Annotated in this window: 17 protein-coding genes and 3 pseudogenes; 15 read left to right on the plus strand and 5 right to left on the minus strand. The window is 74.2% G+C overall.

All coding sequences use genetic code 11. From position 1 onward, the window contains the following. Nucleotides 1-65: 65 nt before the first annotated feature. The 4 genes from secA2 (at nucleotide 66) to ACWD6N_RS23855 (ending at nucleotide 4919) form a co-directional block, all read left to right on the plus strand. The gene (gene secA2, locus ACWD6N_RS23840) at nucleotides 66-2357 is read left to right on the plus strand and encodes an accessory Sec system translocase SecA2 (RefSeq protein ID WP_387328010.1); all 2292 of its coding nucleotides are present in this window, start codon (nucleotides 66-68) and stop codon (nucleotides 2355-2357) included. Between the two features lie 190 nt (nucleotides 2358-2547). After that, nucleotides 2548-3288, plus strand: a complete 741-nt coding sequence (locus ACWD6N_RS23845) for a GAF and ANTAR domain-containing protein (protein ID WP_387328013.1) — start codon at nucleotides 2548-2550, stop codon at nucleotides 3286-3288. 165 nt (nucleotides 3289-3453) lie between these two features. Beyond that, nucleotides 3454-3957 carry a DUF2231 domain-containing protein gene (locus ACWD6N_RS23850; RefSeq protein ID WP_354967670.1) on the plus strand — a complete coding sequence of 168 codons (504 nt, stop codon included), beginning with the start codon at nucleotides 3454-3456 and terminating at the stop codon, nucleotides 3955-3957. A 203-nt stretch (nucleotides 3958-4160) separates the two neighbouring features. Further along, entirely contained in the window at nucleotides 4161-4919 is a 759-nt protein-coding gene (locus tag ACWD6N_RS23855; RefSeq protein WP_450005173.1) for a class I SAM-dependent methyltransferase, read from the plus strand. A gap of 21 nt (nucleotides 4920-4940) precedes the next feature. Here ACWD6N_RS23855 and ACWD6N_RS23860 read toward each other — a convergent pair whose 3' ends face one another. Together ACWD6N_RS23860 and ACWD6N_RS23865 are read right to left on the minus strand one after the other, a co-directional pair. Beyond that, entirely contained in the window at nucleotides 4941-5891 is a 951-nt protein-coding gene (locus ACWD6N_RS23860; protein WP_354967672.1) for a DUF3500 domain-containing protein, read from the minus strand. 32 nt (nucleotides 5892-5923) lie between these two features. Beyond that, on the minus strand, nucleotides 5924-6271 hold the full coding sequence (locus ACWD6N_RS23865) for an ankyrin repeat domain-containing protein (protein ID WP_387328050.1): 348 nt from the start codon (nucleotides 6269-6271) through the stop codon (nucleotides 5924-5926). 108 nt (nucleotides 6272-6379) lie between these two features. Here ACWD6N_RS23865 and ACWD6N_RS23870 point away from each other — a divergent pair, with 108 nt between their 5' ends. The 9 genes and pseudogenes from ACWD6N_RS23870 to ACWD6N_RS23910 all read left to right on the plus strand — a co-directional run bounded on the left by ACWD6N_RS23870 (nucleotide 6380) and on the right by ACWD6N_RS23910 (nucleotide 12418). Continuing rightward, nucleotides 6380-6757 carry a signal peptidase I gene (locus ACWD6N_RS23870; protein ID WP_354967674.1) on the plus strand — a complete coding sequence of 126 codons (378 nt, stop codon included), beginning with the start codon at nucleotides 6380-6382 and terminating at the stop codon, nucleotides 6755-6757. A gap of 109 nt (nucleotides 6758-6866) precedes the next feature. Then, nucleotides 6867-7322 carry a cysteine dioxygenase gene (locus ACWD6N_RS23875; RefSeq protein ID WP_354967675.1) on the plus strand — a complete coding sequence of 152 codons (456 nt, stop codon included), beginning with the start codon at nucleotides 6867-6869 and terminating at the stop codon, nucleotides 7320-7322. 43 nt (nucleotides 7323-7365) lie between these two features. Then, nucleotides 7366-7853, plus strand: a pseudogene (locus tag ACWD6N_RS23880) (rhodanese-like domain-containing protein). 51 nt (nucleotides 7854-7904) lie between these two features. Then, nucleotides 7905-8468, plus strand: coding sequence for a winged helix-turn-helix domain-containing protein (locus ACWD6N_RS23885; protein WP_354967677.1), 564 nt, complete (start codon nucleotides 7905-7907; stop codon nucleotides 8466-8468). Between the two features lie 260 nt (nucleotides 8469-8728). Further along, nucleotides 8729-9334, plus strand: a complete 606-nt coding sequence (locus tag ACWD6N_RS23890) for a winged helix-turn-helix domain-containing protein (RefSeq protein ID WP_354967678.1) — start codon at nucleotides 8729-8731, stop codon at nucleotides 9332-9334. A 50-nt stretch (nucleotides 9335-9384) separates the two neighbouring features. Beyond that, complete coding sequence (locus tag ACWD6N_RS23895) at nucleotides 9385-10047, plus strand: nucleoside/nucleotide kinase family protein (protein WP_354967679.1); 663 nt, start codon at nucleotides 9385-9387, stop codon at nucleotides 10045-10047. A gap of 324 nt (nucleotides 10048-10371) precedes the next feature. Beyond that, complete coding sequence (locus tag ACWD6N_RS23900) at nucleotides 10372-10770, plus strand: TraR/DksA family transcriptional regulator (protein WP_089021162.1); 399 nt, start codon at nucleotides 10372-10374, stop codon at nucleotides 10768-10770. A gap of 48 nt (nucleotides 10771-10818) precedes the next feature. Beyond that, nucleotides 10819-11691: a DUF72 domain-containing protein gene (locus tag ACWD6N_RS23905; RefSeq protein WP_354967680.1), complete on the plus strand. Its 873-nt coding sequence runs from the start codon at nucleotides 10819-10821 to the stop codon at nucleotides 11689-11691. 298 nt (nucleotides 11692-11989) lie between these two features. Continuing rightward, on the plus strand, nucleotides 11990-12418 hold the full coding sequence (locus ACWD6N_RS23910; protein WP_354967681.1) for a DUF2267 domain-containing protein: 429 nt from the start codon (nucleotides 11990-11992) through the stop codon (nucleotides 12416-12418). A 77-nt stretch (nucleotides 12419-12495) separates the two neighbouring features. Here the strand turns inward: ACWD6N_RS23910 and ACWD6N_RS23915 are convergent. Further along, a pseudogene (locus tag ACWD6N_RS23915) lies at nucleotides 12496-12903 on the minus strand (DUF72 domain-containing protein); the annotation flags it as partial. A 158-nt stretch (nucleotides 12904-13061) separates the two neighbouring features. On the opposite strand from ACWD6N_RS23915, the gene ACWD6N_RS23920 reads away from it, so the two are divergent. After that, on the plus strand, nucleotides 13062-13241 hold the full coding sequence (locus tag ACWD6N_RS23920; RefSeq protein ID WP_450005175.1) for a hypothetical protein: 180 nt from the start codon (nucleotides 13062-13064) through the stop codon (nucleotides 13239-13241). A 10-nt stretch (nucleotides 13242-13251) separates the two neighbouring features. Further along, nucleotides 13252-14526, plus strand: coding sequence for a cupin domain-containing protein (locus ACWD6N_RS23925; RefSeq protein WP_354967683.1), 1275 nt, complete (start codon nucleotides 13252-13254; stop codon nucleotides 14524-14526). A gap of 47 nt (nucleotides 14527-14573) precedes the next feature. On the opposite strand, the gene ACWD6N_RS23930 is transcribed toward ACWD6N_RS23925, so the two are convergent. Both ACWD6N_RS23930 and ACWD6N_RS23935 read right to left on the minus strand, forming a co-directional pair. Next, complete coding sequence (locus ACWD6N_RS23930; protein ID WP_354967684.1) at nucleotides 14574-15239, minus strand: hypothetical protein; 666 nt, start codon at nucleotides 15237-15239, stop codon at nucleotides 14574-14576. Then, nucleotides 15236-17773 (minus strand): annotated as a pseudogene (locus tag ACWD6N_RS23935) (FtsK/SpoIIIE domain-containing protein); the annotation flags it as partial. The gene ACWD6N_RS23930 and the pseudogene ACWD6N_RS23935, both read right to left, overlap by 4 nt. Between the last annotated feature and the right edge of the window lie 88 nt (nucleotides 17774-17861).

The raw sequence follows: 17861 nt of genomic DNA on the forward strand, positions 1-17861 counted from the left end.
CATGCGGCCGGTGGCTGGGCGGCCGGGCGGCAAAAGCCGGTTCGAATCGCGTACCGTTGCCGCTCATGGGTGTGTCGCAACGGTTCAAGAGCAAGTTCCGGCGGTTCCTCCAGCGCCCGGGCTCGACGGTGGATCTTGCTCCGCTGGAGAAACTGCTGCCGGCGATCGAGGCGCGCGAGGATGACCTCGCCGCGCTGGACGACGCCGAGTTGACCGAGGCCGCCGGCGCGGCGACCGACTACGAGGAGATCTGCGCGGTCGGTCGGGAGGCCGCCCGCCGCGGCCTCGACCAGCGGCCGTACGACGTGCAGCTGCTCGGCGCGATGTCGCTGCTGTCCGGCAAGGTCGCCGAGATGGCCACCGGTGAGGGCAAGACCCTGACCGCCGCGATCGCCGCGTACGGGCACGTCCGGCTCGGAAACGGGCCGGTGCACGTGCTCACCGTCAACGACTACCTGGCCCGCCGCGACGCCCAGTGGATGGAGCCGGTCTACACCCTGCTCGGCCTGAGCGTCGGCTGGGTCAACGAGGCCTCCACCCCTCAGGAGCGGCGCGACGCGTACGCCTGTGACGTCACCTACGTCTCGGTCAGCGAGGCGGGCTTCGACTACCTGCGCGACCAGCTGGTCACCGACGTGGCCGACCGGGTGCAGCCGCCGCTGGCCACCGCGATCGTGGACGAGGCCGACTCGATCATGATCGACGAGGCCCGGGTGCCGATGGTCCTCGCCGGCTCGGTGCCGGGCGAGCAGGACCCGGTGCACGCCGCCGCCGCGCTGGTGCGCGGGCTGCGCAGGGGCAAGCACTACACGATCCCCGAGGACGGGCGCAGCGTGGCGTTCACCGCCGCCGGCCTGGCCGCCGTCGAGGCCAAGCTCGGCATCGACCTGTACGACGAGGAGCACGTCGCACAGCTCTCCGCGGTCAACGTGGCGCTGCACGCGCACGCCCTGCTGCACCGCGACGTGGACTACATCGTCCGGGACGGCTCGGTCGAGCTGATCGACGAGATGCGCGGCCGGGTGGCCCAGCGCCGCCGCTGGCCGGACGGGCTCCAGGCGGCGGTCGAGGCCAAGGAGGGCTTGGACGCCACCGCCGAGGGTGAGGTGCTGGGCACCATCGCCATGCAGGCGTACATCGCGCTCTACCCGAAGGTCTGCGGGATGACCGCCACCGCGGTGCTGGTCGGCGACCAGCTGCGGGAGTTCTTCGGCCTCGAGGTGGCGGTGATCCCGCCGAACACCCCGTGCGTGCGCGAGGACGAGCCGGACCGCATCTACGCCACCCGGGCGGAGAAGGACGAGGCGCTGATCGACGAGATCCGCCGCTGCCACGAGGCGGGGCGGCCGGTGCTGGTCGGCACGCTGGACGTCAAGGAGTCCGAGGGGCTGGCCGCCGGGCTGAACGCGGCCGGGGTGCCCTGCGTGGTGCTGAACGCCAAGAACGACGACGAGGAAGCGGCGATCATCGCCGAGGCTGGCGCGTACGGCGCGGTGACGGTCTCCACCCAGATGGCCGGCCGTGGCGTGGACATCCGGCTCGGCGGCAGCGACCAGGTTGACCAGGAGCGGGTGTCCGAGCTGGGCGGTCTATACCTGATCGGCAGCGGCCGGCACGACAGCCGTCGGGTGGACGACCAGCTGCGTGGCCGGGCCGGCCGGCAGGGCGACCCGGGTGGCTCGGTCTTCTTCGTCAGCCTGGAGGACGACCTGGTCGTCCGGCACGCCGCCGACGCCGTGCCGGCGTCGCCGCGGATGAATGCGGACGGCCTGGTCACCGACGACCAGGTGGACTACGCGGTGGAGCACGCCCAGCGGGTCGCCGAGGGCGTCAACCACGAGATCCACCGCAACACGTGGCGCTACAGCGTGGTGATCGAGCAGCAGCGCAAGGCCCTCGCCCTGCGTCGGGAGCGGCTGCTGACCAGCGACGTGGCCGCGCTGATGCTGCTCGACAAGATGCCCGAGAAGGCCGGCGAGATGGACGAGGACGTGCTCGCCCGGGCGGCCCGGTCGATCGCGCTCTACCACCTGGACCGGCTCTGGGCGGAGCACCTGGCCGAGCTGTCCGAGGTCCGCGAGGGCGTGCACCTGCGCGCGCTGGGCCGGCTCGACCCGCTGGACGAGTTCCACCGGGCCGCGGTGCCGGCGTTCAACAACCTGGTGCCGGAGATCGAGGCCCGCACCCTCGCCACGTTCGCCGAGACCGAATTTGACGAGGACTGGGACCCGGACGACGGCGCGCTGGTCCGGCCGACCGCCACCTGGACGTACCTGGTGCACGACAACCCGTTCGGCTCCGAGCTGGACCGGCTGATCGCGGCGATCGGGCGGCGGCTCAGCGGCGCTCCGCGCTGACGCGACGGCTCAGCGGCTTTCGGGGTCCCTGTTGCGCGTACGCGCGCCGCAGGGACCCCGATTTACGCCGTTTCGACCCGGGTTTGCGAGGGTAGTAGGGCTGGTCGGTCCAGTCCGGGAGAGAGCAGACGATGACACAGGTGACGAGGCTCGCTGGGTGTGCGCGGGGGCGTACGGGGGCTGTGGACCGGTGAACCTGGACACGCGGGAGCCGGTGCTGCAGAGCCTCGGTGTGCTGGAGACCGCCGCGCTGCTGCGCGAGCTCACCGCCGGCCTGATCACGCTGACCGATTTCGATGAGGCGCTGCTGGCGCTGGTCCGGGTCACCCGGGACGCGGTCGCCGGCGTGCGCTGGTGCGGGTTCACGGCCCTGCGCGCGGGCGAGCCCGCCGGGGTGGCCGCCTCCGACGAGCGGCTCGCCGGCCTGGACGACCTGCGGAACGGGCCCGACTCGCCGGCGATGAGCGCGATCCGGCGCCGGGAGATGATCCTCGCCGTCGACCTGGCCGGGGAGCCACGGTGGCCGGCCTGGACGGCGCGCGCCCGCGACCTCGGGGTCCGCGGCGTGATCTCCGCGCCGGTCGACATCGACGACCAGGTGATCGGGGCGATCAACCTGTACGCCGCCGCGCCGGACCTGCTCACCCCGCAGCACCAGTTGACCGCGATGCTGCTCGCCGAGCACGCCGGCCTGCTGCTGGCCGCCGTCCGGGACCGGGGCCGCCAGCTCGCCCTCGCCGGTGAGCGGGACGCCGCGCTGCTGCACGAGGGGGTGGTGGGGCAGGCCGTCGGCGTGATCATGACGCAGCGCGGGTGCCCGCCGGCCGAGGCGCTGGAGGTGTTGCGTACCGCCGCGTCCTCGTTGGCCATCCCGCTGCGCGAGGTCGCTGAGCGCCTGGTCCGGACGGTCTCCCGGCAACGCGACACCTGACCCAGCCGGCCCGCGCCCTGCCTGCTTCCGGCAGTCCGGCGTCGAGGGCGCGGCCGGGGCGCCCGTTCTCCCGGTCGGTGGCGAGTCCGATGGCGTTGTTTCGCCGTTGTAAGGCTCGGGTAGCACTCTGGTACTGGTGAGCTGCGCCGACCCGGGGGAGGACCGATGCAGAGCCGGCTGCGGGTGCAGGGGCACCCCATCCAACCGATGCTGGTGACGTTCCCGCTCGGGCTCTTCGTCAGCGCCACCGTCTTCGATCTCACCGACGTCATCGGTGGGCCGGCCTTCCTGGGCGAGGTCGGCTACTGGACCGGCGTCGCCGCCCTGTTCGCCGCCGCGATGACCGCGATCGCCGGAATGGTCGACCTGTGGGACGTGCCGGGTGACCGCACCCGCCGCACCGCCGTCGCCTTCAACCTGGTGAACGCGACGATGGCGGGCATGTTCCTGCTCACCTGCCTGATCCGGGCGCACTCCCCGCAGCGTGGCGCGTCAGCCGCGATCCTGTTCACCGAGCTGGTCGCGCTGGCCGTCGGCGGGGTCGGCGTGCACCTGGGCGCCCGGCTGATGCGCCAGTTCGACGGGCCGCGCCGTACCGAGGCGGGCACGTTCGACGCGCTCGGCGGCGTGGCCGGCTCCACCGCCGAGGTCGTCCGCCCTCGCCCCTGACGCGACCCGCGCACGCACGGCGCTCGGCATGATCGACTCGGTGTCGGCGATGTCGCGGTGTCCCGGCCCGAGGGATGCCCCGCTGTCGGCGATACGGAGTGGATCACCGCGTTGCGCGGCCGGCCAGGCGAGCGGGCGGCGAGCGGACGGCGCGGCGGCAAATGCGTTGCCAGCGGTGGGGGCGGCCGGCGAGGCTGGCCGGCGTGGAAACTGAGCGCGACGTCGAGGACCTGATCGCGGAAGCGGCCGCCGAGCCGGTCGACGGCTGGGGCTTCGACTGGCTGGCCGGTCGGGCCACCGAGGAACGCCCACCCTGGGGGTACGCCCGGTTGGTCGCCGACCGGATGGCGCACGCCGACGCGGCGCTAGACGTGGACACCGGCGGTGGCGAGGTGCTCGCCGAGGTCCCCCGGCCACCACGGCTGCTGACGGCCACCGAGGGCTGGCCGCCCAACGTCGAGGTCGCCCGGCGCACCCTGCGCCGGGTCGGCGCGACGGTGGTGGCGGTGACCCCGGCCGCGCCGCTGCCGTTCCGCGACGCCTCCTTCGACCTGGTGGTCAGCCGGCACCCGGTCCGCACCGACTGGGCCGAGACGGCCCGGGTGCTGCGTCCGGGCGGCACGTTCCTGTCCCAGCAGATCGGGCCGGGCACCATGCGGGAGGTGAGCGAGGCGATGCTCGGCCCGCTGCCGCCGCCGACCCAGCGGCACCCCGAGCAGGCTGTCGCCGCCGCCCGGGCCGCCGGCCTGACCGTGGTGGACCTGCGCCGGGCCGCACTGCGGGCGGTCTTCCACGACATCGGCGCGGTGGTCTGGTTCCTGCGCAAGGTGATCTGGACGGTGCCCGACTTCACTGTGGACCGCTACCGGCCACAGCTGCGAGCCCTGCACCACCGGATCACCACCGAGGGCCCGTTCGTGGCCCACGCCCACCGCTTCCTCATCGAAGCCACCCACCCCTGACCCACCACCGGTCAGAGCCGGTCAGTGGGGGTCGGTCTGGTGGTGGGCGGCCAGGACGTCGGCGCCGAAGTCGCTCGCCGGGCGGCGGAGCACGGTGTGCGCGTGGTTGCCGTTCTCGGTGGTGTTGTCGTACTCGATCAGCAGGTCGTCGCCCTGCACCCGGTAGTAGTGCCGCTGCCCGGGGCGGGTCGGGCCGGCCCAGGCGAAGTGCAGCTGGCCGCCGTCGAGCCGGCGTGCCTCCCGGATCGCCAGCTCCGGTGACAGCCGGTCCAGGTACAGCGCGACCACCTGGTCGAGCAGCGCCCGGCCGGTGGGCCCCAGTCGGCTCGCCGGCACGCCGAGCGGCTCCAACGGGGTGTCGACACGCCCGCGGGTGGCGCTGATGATGTCCGCCGGGGCCTCGTCGGCGATGATCGCTGCGGCCCGCTCGGCCGGGCCGATCGCGTCGAGCAGCGCGCGGGCCAGGTCCTCCTCGGGGCCGAGTGGCCGCGAGACCGGCCGGCCGGCGTACCGGACCGCCGCCGGGTTGGCGCCGAAGAAGACCGGGGCGGGGGAGACCTGGTCGTCCACCACGGTCATGCTCACCGACAGGTGGTGGCCCTCCAGCCGCCACGCCCAGCGGTCGTCGTGTTCCGGATCGCCGAACACCGCGATCCAGTAGTCGCCGCTGTGCCGCCCCCGCTGCCAGCCCTCGGCCCGGTCCAGCACCTCCTCCAGCGCGACGATCGCCATGGCCTGCGCGTACGCCGAGGGGCTGAGCGCGGTGGCCAGCAGCCGGTGCGCGGCCTTGCGCCCGGCGATGTCCAGCTCCGCCAGGCAGGCGCCGGGGCGGGGCCGGGGCCGGTACTCCAGCCAGCGTCGGGCCGTCTCGTCGTCGAACGGGTGCACGGCGCGGTCACGGGCCGTCGCGTCGAGCGCGGCCAGCAGCGCGGAGCCGGCGGCGCGCATCTGCTCGGGCAGGGGATCTTCCACCGACCCTGTATACCGGGCTGGCGGGGCCGGTGTCAGCCGGCCCGCAGCAGCTCCGTCATCTCCGGCAGGTCGAAGAACTGCGCGGTCTCCGCCGCGGACGGGTTGCCGTGCGCGGGGTCGGCGCCGGCGGCGAGCAGCGCGCGAACCGCGTCGGTGCTGCTGCGGAAGACCGCGGCGGCCAGTGCCGTCTGGCCCCGGTCGTTGATCCTGGAGTGGTCGGCGCCGCGAGCCAGCAGGGCGGCGACGGTGTCCGGGTGCGCGTGGTACGCGGCCAGGATCAGCAGCGTGTCGCCCTTGTCGTTCGTCAGGTTCACCGGCAGGCCGGCGTCGACCTGGGCGGTCAGCTCCTCGGCTGAGCCCGAGCGGGCCAGGTCGAACATCCGGTGCGCGAACGCCAGCGTCTCGGCGTCGAGGTCCTCGGTCACCGGTCCAGGTTAGTCGCGTGGGCCCTGATAGGTTGCTCGGCCGGCGTGCTGGGGGAGGGTCCGATGGGTGAGACGGTGTACGTGGGCAACGCCGGTGTCGACGGCGCCGGCAACGCGGGATGGCTGCTCGGGCACTTCGCGCCGCCGGGGGAGGTCCGGCACAGCGCCGACGTCGAGGTGAAGTGGGGTGTGCACCCGCCCGGGGAGGCCCGCTCGCGGTGGGCGACCGGGGAACGGCGGACGACGCTGCTCGTGCTGATCGAGGGACGGTTCCGGGTGGAGCTTCCGGATCGGACGGTGCGGTTGGCGGCGTCGGGCGACTACGTGGTGTGGGCCCGGGGGGTGGACCACTCCTGGTACGCCGAGTACGCCTCGGTGGTGCTGACCGTGCGGTGGCCGTCGCTGCCCGGCTACCGGGTGGACCCGCCGGTCCTGCGCTGAGTCGGCGCCCTCGTGACCGGCGTCCCGCCTGCTGGAATTACCTACTAAACCTATAGGGTTTACCGGCTAGAGTACGGGGGCACCCGCCGACCGACCCGCGAGGACCGTCATGACCCACCGCCGCCCGGAGCCCGACCTGCTCGCCCTCGCAGCCCGTTGGGCCGATCCGTCCGACTGGCCGGTGACGCTGCGGTTCGACCCCGACGAGCGCTGGTACGCCCGGCTGGCCGCCGACGCCCAGCACGAGGTGTGGGCGCTGAGCTGGCTGCCCGGGCAGGGCACCGACCTGCACGACCACGGCGGCTCCGCCGGAGCGTTCCGGGTGGTCGCCGGGGCGCTCACCGAGGAGATCGTCGCCGGCGGTCGGCTGCGCCCACGCGTGCTGCCCGCCGGCGCCGGTCGCCGCTTCGGCCCCCGCCACGTCCACACGGTGACCAACCGGGGCACGACGCCGGCGGTCAGCGTGCACGTCTACCGGCCGGCGCCGCGCCGGATGACCCGTTACCACCTCCTCGACGGGCGGCTGCGGGTCGCCGAGGTCGCCGAGGCCGGCCGGTCCTGGTGACCGGACGGCCACCATCCACCCCCATTACCGGAAGGAACCGAGAATGCAGGTAACCGCCGAGCGCTGCCCGGCCCCCGTGCCGCCGCCGGGCTCCCGGGGCGTCGACGAGATCCTGGCCGCCGCGCGCGCCCGGCTCGACCGGCTGGACCCGGAGCGGGCGCACCTGGCCTACCGAGCCGGCGCGCTGCTGGTCGACATCCGCCCGACCGCTCAGCGGGCCGCACACGGCGTCGTGCCGGGGTCGCTCGCGGTCGAGCGCAACGTGCTGGAGTGGCGCTTCGACCCGCGCTGTCCGGCCCGCCTGCCACAGGCGGTCGACTACGACGTGCCGGTGGTGATCCTCTGCCAGGAGGCTACACCTCGTCGCTCGCCGCGGCCGCCCTGCAGGACATCGGCCTGCACCGGGCCACCGACGTGGCCGGCGGCTTCGCCGCCTGGCGCATCGCCGGCCTGCCCGCTCTCGGCCCGACGCCGCTGCACCGCGCGTCCCCCCTCGCGTCCCCGGTCACCGCCGGCCCGGCACGCCGCTGACCGCCACGCCGCACCGGGCGTGGCGGGCGTACCGCCATCTCAGGAGGCACCATGTCCGTCGTCGCCATCCCCGCGCGCCCTCACCCGGCGCGCCGTCCCGACCGGGCCACGCCGGCCCGCCCGCGCACCGGCCCGACCCTGACCATCACCCTCGACCTCGCCCCGGGGCCGCTGAGCCCCCGGCTGACCCGGCTGGTGCAGCTGCTCGGCGAGTTGGCCGAGGCGGGGGAGGGCCGGCTGCGCACCGTCGCCGATGTCCCGCCGACGTCGCGACCGGCCCCCACCGACAGCGCGGAGCCGTCTGCCGCCGACGGGGACCAGGTGCGCATCCTGGCCGGCTCGCGGATGGTCCGCCGTGGCGACCGGGTCGTCCCGCTGACCCGCATCGAGTACGAGCTGCTGCTGTTCCTGGCAGAGCGGCCGCGCCGGGTCTTCACCCGCCTCCAGCTGCTGGCCAACGTCTGGGGTTACGAACACGCGGTTGCCCGGACGGTGGACGTGCACGTCCGCCGGCTGCGCGCCAAGCTGACCGGGGTGCCGGTCGTCACCACCGTCTACGGAGTGGGTTACCGGCTGGCCGACGAGTTGTGGATCAGCGTGGACCGCAACCGCTGAACATCCCTCGACTTTCAAATCCGCGGGCGGCGGAACGGGCGGCGGTGAACCGGACGGGGACCCCCGTATCGGGTCATCCGGGCGGCTCTGCTCTAATCATCTAGCCTCGTACGCAGAGCGAGCACGTGGCTCCGATGTGTTCGTCAATTGTCACATTCATGCAACGCAGCCGCCTCTTGACCCTCGCCCGGGCGCCGGGAAGCATCGATGAAGCGGCGTCCCGGGCCGTGGGGAGATACCCGGACCAGCCAAGGAGGACCATGTCGGTCAGCCCCGCCTCGTCGCGCGCCGGATGGCATACGTCCCAACCCGCGGTGCCCGGTCGACCGCCGGGCGGCCAGCGCCGCCCGGCGAACACCGCCGCGCCCGTGCTCACCGTGACGCTGTCCATCCCGCTGGCCTGCGAGGAGTCGCTGACACCGCCCGCACGCCGGCTGCTGGAGGCGGCCCGCGAGCTGCTGGAACGCGGCGAGGCTGTGATCACCAGCTCGGTCCCGGTCGAACGCCGCGCCGACGCGGTGCCGGCCAACCGGTCGCCGGCCCGAGCACTGAGCCCGACCATTCCCGCCCTGCACATCCTCGCCTCGTCCCGGTCGGTGCTGCGCGACGACGAGCCGCTGCCGCTGACTCGGCTGGAGTTCGACCTGCTGCTGCACCTGGTGGGGCATCCCCGCCGGGTCTTCACCCGACTGCAACTGCTCAACGCCGTCTGGGGCTACGAGCACGCCGGCGTCCGCACCGTCGACGTGCACGTGCGTCGGCTGCGCGGCAAGGTCGGCGTCGACGTCCCGCTGGTCACCACCGTCTACGGCGTGGGCTACCGGCTGGCCGACGACGCCCGGGTCACCATCGACCGCACCGGCTGACCGGCTGACCGGCGCCGGCGTCCCGCCCGGCCCGGGGCAGGATGGTCAGGGTGCGCATCCGCCCCATCTCGCCCGACCTGCTCGTCACCGAGCTGACCGGCCGGCTGACCGACGCCGCGACCCACGCCGCGACCGCCGCCGCCGGGCCCGCGCGCCTGCGCGTGGCGGTGGACGGCGCCCCCGCCGCCGGCCCGGACGAGCTGGCCGCCGCGCTGGTCGAACCGTTGCGCGCCCGGGGCCGTCCGGTGCTGCACGTACGCGCCACCGACTTCCTCCGTCCCGCGTCGCTGCGCTTCGAACTCGGCCGGACCAACCCGGACGCCTACTACGAGGGCTGGGTGGACGAGGCCGGATTGCGCCGGGAGGTCCTCGACCCGGCCGGCCCCAGCGGCACCGGGCGGCTGCTCCCCTCGCTCTGGGACGCCGTCGCCGACCGGGCCAGCCGCGCCCGCTACGTCGACCTGCCGCCGGGCGGCGTGGTCCTCGTCAGCGGCGCGCTGCTGCTCGGCGGCGGCCTGCCCTTCGACATCACCATCCACCTGGAGCTGTCCGCCGCGGCGCTGCGCCGACGTACCGAACCGGCCCAGGACTGGACCCTGCCGGCCTTCGACCGGTACGCCGAGGAGGTCGTCCCGGCCAGCTTCGCCGATGTGGTGGTGCGGGCCGACGACCCCCGCCGCCCGGCACTCGTGGAGCCCGGCGCCGACGCCTGACAACCGGCGGCCGCGGCACCTCATCGCTGTCCGGCTGCCACGCGCCCTTGCTTCCTCGGCCCAACCTCGTGCCAGCCCAACACGGTCACGAGCGTTATACCTCAGAGTCATAGATATACCTCAGAGGTATAACGCTCGCGGACGTTGCCGCCGCCGGCCCGGAGTCTCGGTCAAATTCGCCGGTTTGCTCGACTGCCCGGGCGGGTACTCGCCCGGCTCACAGAGCGCGGGTGACCGCCCGCGCACCAGATGCGACCGTGACCGGGGCCAGGTGCCGCCGGCATCCCGGTTCACCTAGACCAGGCCCAGGAAAGGCAGGCAGCGATGCTCGTCCACGACACGGTCGGTACGGGCCGTTCCCAGGCGGAGATCGATGAGATCCGGCTCTCCCTCCAGGCGCGCTACGACGAGCTGTCCGCGGAGTACGAGCAGGCCGTGCTGCAGAGCCAGGTGCTGCGGCTGGTGGAGGTCGGTGACACCGCGGGTGACGACCAGGCCGACAGCGGCACCAAGACGGCCGAGCGCGACACCGCGCAGTCCCTGTTGCGCACCATCCTCGACCGCCGCGCCCAGTACGAGCACGCCCTCGCCCGGCTCGCGGAGGGCACCTACGGCTGGTGTGAAGGCTGCTCGGCGGCGATCCCCGTGGAGCGGCTGGAGATCTTCCCGTCCGCCACCACCTGCGTGGCCTGCAAGCAGACCCGCGAGCGGCGGGCGGCCTGAGCGACGCCAGCGGTTGCCGGTCGGTCCACGACGCGATGGACTCCACCCATGGGTGACATCCTCGTGGGAACCGCGTCCTGGACCGACCGCACGCTGCTGGACTCGGGCTGGTATCCGCAGACCGCGGACACGCCGGAGAAGCGGCTGGCGTACTACGCCCGGCAGTTTCCGCTGGTCGAGGTGGACGCCACCTACTACTCGCCGCCCGCCGAGGCGACCGCATGGCTCTGGGCCGAGCGCACCCCGGCCGGCTTCACGTTCAACATCAAGGCGTTCAGCCTGCTGACCGGTCATCCCACCCGGGTCAGCGCGCTCTACAAGGACCTGCGCCCGGAGACCGACAAAAAGAACATCTACCCCGACGACCTGCCCGCGCAGGCGTACGAGGAGGTGTGGACGCGCTTCCTGTCCGCGTTGGACCCGCTGGTCGAGGCGGGCAAGCTGGGAGCGCTGCTGTTCCAGTTCCCGCCCTGGTTCACCATCAAGCGGGACAACAAGCAGTACCTGCTAGAGGTGGCGAAGCGCTGCGCGCCGCTGCGGCCGGTCTACGAGTTCCGCCACGCCTCCTGGTTCGACGGCGCCAACGCCGACGAGACGCTCGCCTTCCTGCGGGAGCACCGGCTGCCGTACGTCTGTGTGGACATGCCGCAGGGCCATCGCTCGTCGTTGCCCCCGGTGCTGGCCGCGACCGCGGACCTCGCCGTGATGCGCTTCCACGGCCACAGCGACAAGTGGACCAGCAAGGACATCCACGAGAAGTTCGGCTACCACTACTCCAAACGGGAGCTGGCCGACTGGGCGCCGAAGCTGCGCGAGCTGGCCGACGAGGCCGGGCAGACGCACGTGCTCATGAACAACTGCTACCGCGACTACGCGCAGACGAACGCGAAGACCCTCGCCGGGCTGCTCGGCACGGACTGACCGGCGTCGTCCGGCTCACCCGTTCCGGGTGGGGCCGGGTCACCCACCGGACGGGCAGGCTGGCAGGTGCGTGCGGTCGTGACGGCGGCCGGCGCCGGAGACGACACGGAGGTGACGGGGATGACGGTTCGACTGGTGGCGGATAGACGGCGTGGTGCCGTCCTGCACGTGGTCGGTACGGCCGACAACGCCCGGCGCGCGCCGCAGGGCAGTCCGATACGGGCCCGACGCGGCCCGGCGGGGCCGCCACGGCGCAGGGACGACCAGCGGTGGGACACCGCGGAACGGGGGTCGACCGATGGCTGACACGATGATCTCGGCGTTCGAGTCCTCGCTGGACAAGACGAACCTCATCCTCAAGGACATCGAGAACGCCTACGGCTGGCCGAAGGACCGCCGCAACCAGTCGTACGCGGCGTTGCGCACGGTGCTGCACCTGCTGCGGGACCGGCTGCCGGTGAACGAGAGCGTGGAGTTCGCCCAGCAGCTGCCGATCCTGGTCCGGGGGATCTACTTCGACGGCTGGAACCCCTCGGACGTCCCGATCAAGCTCAACCGGGACGACTTCCTCTACGAGGTGCGCCAAGGATTCCCGTACGACGTCGAGGGCGGTCCGGAGCGGGTGACGCAGGTGGTGCTCGACACCCTGCGCCGGCACGTCACCCAGGGCGAATGGCAGGACGTCAAGGACACCATGCCCAAGGACCTGGCCCGGATGCTGCCGTGACGCCGTGAGCCCGCCCGACGACCGTCGGGCGGGTTCAGCCGTGCGGGGCGGCTACCGCGTCCGTCGGCGGTGCGTGGTTCCACCGCCACCCGCACGTCGGCCGGAAACAGCCGCAGCGTCGCGTCGAGCGCGTCGACGTTCGCCGGCAGGTTCGGTGGCAGTTGCAGCAGCACCGGGCCGAGCCGGTCACCGAGCGCGGTCGCCCGGCCGAGGAACCGGGCCACCGGCTCGGCCGGGTCACGTAGTCGCTTGATGTGGGTCAGGTAGCGGCTCATCTTCACCGCCACGCAGAAGTCGTCCGGTGTCCGGGCCCGCCAAGCGGCGAAGGTGTCCCGCTCGGGCAGCCGGTAGAAGGCGTTGTTGACCTCGACGGTGGCGAACCCGGCCGAGAAGTGCTCCAACCAGAGCCGCTGCGGCAGCCCCTCCGGATAGAAGCGGCCGCGCCAGTCCCGGTACTGCCAGCCGGACGTGCCCACCAGGATCACCCCTGCATCCTGGCACCGATCCGCGCCGCCCGGTGAACCGCCCGTGTCGCCCCGGTTCGGCGTCTACGGTGTGGGTTAGAGAAGATCGCGCGTGGGGTACCACCCGCAGCACGACGAACCCCGGCGTACGGCGGGGCGGCACACCCGAGGGAGTACCGATGGCACTCAACGATGACGACATGCAGACCACGGGCGGCGGCGGCCTGGAGGGCCCGGCCGACGGCGGTGCGACCCCGGGTCGCCAGGACGGTGGCGCGGATGGTGGCGCGGAGGGCCCGGCCGACGGCGGTGCGACCCCCGGCCAGCAGGACGGTGGCGCCGACGGCGGCGCGCGGTGACGGCAGCGTCATGACACGTCTCGACCCGCCGGGCGGCCACGGTCGCCCGGCGGTTCCGTCCGTGCGCTCCGCCGCCGCGCTGGCCCGCTGCGTCTCGGTCGAACCGGCCAAGTTCGCCGCCGCGCACTGGGGCCACACCCCGCTGCTGTCCCGCGCCGCCGAGCTGCCCGACCCGGCCGGCTTCACCGACCTGTTCAGCCCCGCCGACGCCGACGAGCTGCTCAGCCGGCGCGGTCTGCGTACCCCCTTCCTGCGCGTCGCCAGGGACGGGCAGCTCGTCCCGGCGGCGCGCTGGACCGGCGGTGGCGGCGCCGGCGCGGAGATCGGCGACCAGGTGCTCGACGAGCGTGTCCTGGAGCAGTACGCCTCCGGCGCCACCCTGGTGCTGCAGGGCCTGCACCGGATGTGGCCGCCGCTGATCGACTTCGCCCGCGACCTGGGCCTCGCGTTGAGCCAACCGTTGCAGATCAACGCCTACCTCACCCCCGCGGGCAGCCAGGGCTTCGCCACCCACTACGACACCCACGACGTGTTCGTGCTCCAGGTCGACGGTCGCAAGCACTGGCGAATCCACCCGCCGGTGCTGCCCGACCCACTGGAGAAGCAGCCCTGGGGCGGCCGCGCCGACGAGGTCGGCGCCACCGCGCAGGGCCCCGCCGCGCTGGACGTGGTGCTCGCCCCCGGCGACGCGCTCTACCTGCCGCGCGGCTGGCTGCACAGCGCGCAGGCGCAGGAGGCCAGCTCCCTGCACCTGACCATCGGCATCCGCGCGCTGACCCGTTACGCCCTGGTCGAGGAGCTGCTCACCCTCGCAGCCGAGGACCAGCGGCTGCGGGCGAGCCTGCCGTTCGGCACCGACGTCGCCGACCCGGACGCCATCGAACCGGAGCTGACCGAGACGGTGGAGGCGCTACGGGACTGGCTGCTGCGCGTCGATCCGGGCGCCGTCGCCGCGCGGCTACGGCAGCGGGCCTGGCCGGCCGCCCGCCCGGCGCCGATCCGGCCGCTCGCGCAGGCCGGCGCGCTGGCCGCACTGGACGCCGACTCCCTGCTCACCCTGCGCCCGGGCCTACGCTGGCAGCTCGGGCCGCACGGGACGGACACGGTGGCGCTGCGGCTGTTCGACCGCACCATCACCCTGCCCGCCGACTGCGAGCCGGCGGTCCGCGTCCTGCTCAGCGGCGCGGTCACCCGGGTTGGCGACCTGCCCGGGCTGCCCGACGACGCCGACCGGGTCACCCTGGCCCGCCGCCTGCTGCGCGAGGCCGTGCTGGTCCCGGCCTGAACGCGAACCGCCGGGGGCACCAGCCCGGTCGGGCCGGCCTGGTCGGGTCAGCGGCCGAGCACCAGCAGCAGCGCGGTGGTGAGCAGGCCGGCGCCGAGCACCACGGTGATCGGCCGGGGCCCGAGCACCGCGTGCCGGCGGTCCGCCGCCATTCGCGCCGGCACCAGGCCGACCAGTGGCCCCAGGAGGGTCACCACCAGCGCCAGCACCGGCATCCCGACCGCGAGGTCGCCGCCGTACCCGAGGCCGAGCGCACGCGCGCCGGCGCCCAGCGCGTACGCCAGCACCGCGCCGGCCACCCCGCAGAGCGCCAGCAGCGGGTTGACCGAGCCGGGCAGCTCACCCGGCTGGCCGGCCCGGTCGAGCAGGTCACGGGCCCGGCTGAGCAGCAGCACCGGGTCCGTCGCGCCACCGTCGACCGGGGTGGGCGGGCCACCGAGGCGACGGGCGCCGGCGCCGAGCCGCTCCCGCAACTGCTGCCACAGGTGCGCCACCTCCGCGTCCACCCGTTCCTGCTGCTCGCGCGCCGCGACCAGCTCCTCCTCGGCGCGCCGCACCTGCTCGGCGGCGTCGGCGACAGCCCGGTCGGCCGCCGCGCACTGCCGGTCGTACCACGTGTGCGCCTCGGCGCGCTGTTCGCGCACCCGGGCGGTCAGCTCCGCCAGTCGCCGCAGCTGGGCCGCGTACGTCTCACTGGCCACCGGTTGGTTCATCGTGACGGTCCATAGGGGATGATCACTTGCCCGGTGCGGTGCACCGCCCGGTCGAAGAAGAGCCCCCGCCACGGGCGGGGATATCAGTCCGGGCCGCCGGTGCCCGGATAGAGCGAGGCGCCCAGCTCGCCGCCGTGCGCGTCCAGCGCCACCCAGGCGCCGATCTGGTCGGTGCGCGCGGCCGGCCCGCCCAGGTCGGCGCGCATCCGGGCCACCCCCCGCCACCAGGCCAGCACGTGGGTCCGCCGTTCCGGCCCGTCGTGCAGGACCCGGCGCAGCTGCTCCAGGCCGGTCCGGCTGCCTGCCCGCGCGGCCAACGCCCCGGCCGCCGCGTCCACGGCGAACAGCAGCAGGTAGTGCGGGCTGCCGGGGCCGGCCAGCCCATCGGCCGTCTCGGCCATCAGCTCACCGACGGTCTCCTCGTCGTACCAGGCGGCGTCGTCGGCAAGGTCGTCGTAGAGAGCGCGGGCCATCGGGTCGGCGTCGGGGTCCAGACAGGCGATGGAGAACCGGGCCGTGCCGGGCGGATGTTGGCGGGCCAGCGACCGGGCGGCAGCGTCCAGCACCGCGCACGCTTCGTCCACCCGGGTGCCCAGCACCGCGAGGTTGCGCCCGGGGGCGCGCGGCAGCCGCAGCGCCGCCGAGCGGGCCTGCACGTCGATGATCTCGCCGAGCAGGGCCACCGGGCTGCGCGGCGCGGTCCCGTCGGCAGGAGCGGCGAGCGCCCGGAAGTCGGGGGCCTCCGCCAGCCGGGGGACCGCGTCGCCGTCGAAGAGCCGGGCCGGCGCCGCGTCGGACGGGCGCATCCGCCACAGCCGGTTCTGCAGTCCGCTCCACGTGTCCCAGTCGCTGGCCGCCGGGATCCGGGCGATCTCGTTGCCCTCCACCATGCCCGACTCGGCGTTGACCACCGCGTGCCAGCGGGGCAGCGACTGCGCCGCGTCGTTGCGCTCGGCCAGGATCCGTAACGCCTTGGGCAGCGCGATGCGCAGGGCGAACTGGGCGACCAGCGCCGGGCGGCCCCACAACGCCTCGATGCCGCGCACGTCCTGCGAGGCGAGCACCAGGTGGATGCCCTGCGACCGGCCGCGCCGGGCCAGGTCCTCCAGCAGGTCCGCCGCCTCCCGGGCGACCACGTCCCGGCCGGCCAGCAGCATCTGGAACTCGTCGACCACCGCGACGATCCGCGGCCAGTGCCCCGTCGGGTCGACCGCGCGCAGCTCGGCCAGCTTAGTCACCTCGTGCTTCTTGGCCGCGTCGGCCCGCCGGCGCAGCTCCTCGGCGAGGAACCGCAGCAGCGCCAGCCCGAACTCCCGGTCGGTGTTCACGTTGATCCCGACCAACCGCATGTGCGGCAGCCAGCTCGGGTCGCGCCGGCCCTTCGCGAACCGCGCGAAGGACACCCCCTCCTTGAAGTCCAGCAGGTAGAACTCCAGCTCGGCGGGGGAGTAGCGGGCCGCCAGCGCGCCGATCCAGGCGAAGATCAGGTTGGTCTTGCCGGTGCCGGACGGCCCGCCGATCAGCGCGTGCGGCGGGTAGTCGCCCAGCGTCAACCGCACCGGCCGGCCCTGCGGGCCCTCGCCGATGGGGGCGGTCAGCCCGGCGGCGGAGTCCTCCCGCCACATCAGCTCCGGCGCAGGCAGCAGGTCGGCGAACGGTGCCGGCGGCGGGCCGGCGTTCACCCGCGCGGCGGCCTCCCGGCAGGTCTCGGTGACCAGCGCCGCCGGTGGGGGCGGGTCCAGCCGCACCGGCAGGCCGGACGGACCGCCGATCCGGGCGCCGGACGCTTCGGCGACCACCCGGGTCACCGTCAGGTCCTCCGGCAGCGGCACGCCACGGACCACCAGGTGCACACCGCACGCCGCGCCGGCCCGCACCACCCGGTCGAGCTGCCCGCGCTCGTGCCGGTTCAGCTCGTCGCCGCCGAGCAGCACCGCCACCCGCCACGGTTCGGGGCGGCGGCCGGTCGCCGTGGCCAGTTCCCGCAGTGAGCCGTACTCGCCGGCCAGCACGGTCTCGTTGATCCGGCGGATCTGCTCGACGAGGTCGTCCAGGAGGGGGCCTAGCCCGCCGGGGCCGACGAAGGTGAGCAGCCCCGCCGTGCCCAGCGGGGCGAACCCGGCCAGGCCGCCGCCGAGGTGCTCGGGGTCGTACCCGATCAGCCGTACCGCGCCCGGGTCGGCGCGGCCGACGGCCCGCAGCAGCAGCGCGGCCACCACCGCGTCGCAGCCGGCGCGGTCGTCCCCGGAGAGGTGCACGTGCCCGGCGTCGAGCAGTGGTACCAGCGCGGGCACCGGGTCGACGTCGTCGATCCGGACCGTGCCGACACGCAGCGCGCCGGGCGACTCGGCCCGGCGGGTGGGCGTCGGTGTCCACTGCGGCCAGTCGGCGCCGGCGCAGCTGGGCGCCTCCCGACGGGCGGCGTCAGCGGCGTGGCGGGCCAGCTCGGCGATCCGGGCGGCGTGCCGGGCGTCGATCTCGGCCAGCCGGTGGTCCCGCTGGCCGCCGACCCGATCCGGTACGGCGGCGTCGGCGCCGAACATGGCCAGCAGGCCTTCCTGGATGTCCTTGGCCAGGCTGCTCACGTGGAAGAAGGTGGCGTGGTTGAACCAGCGGGGGGTG

This window comes from Micromonospora sp. NPDC005163 (genome assembly GCF_053599835.1).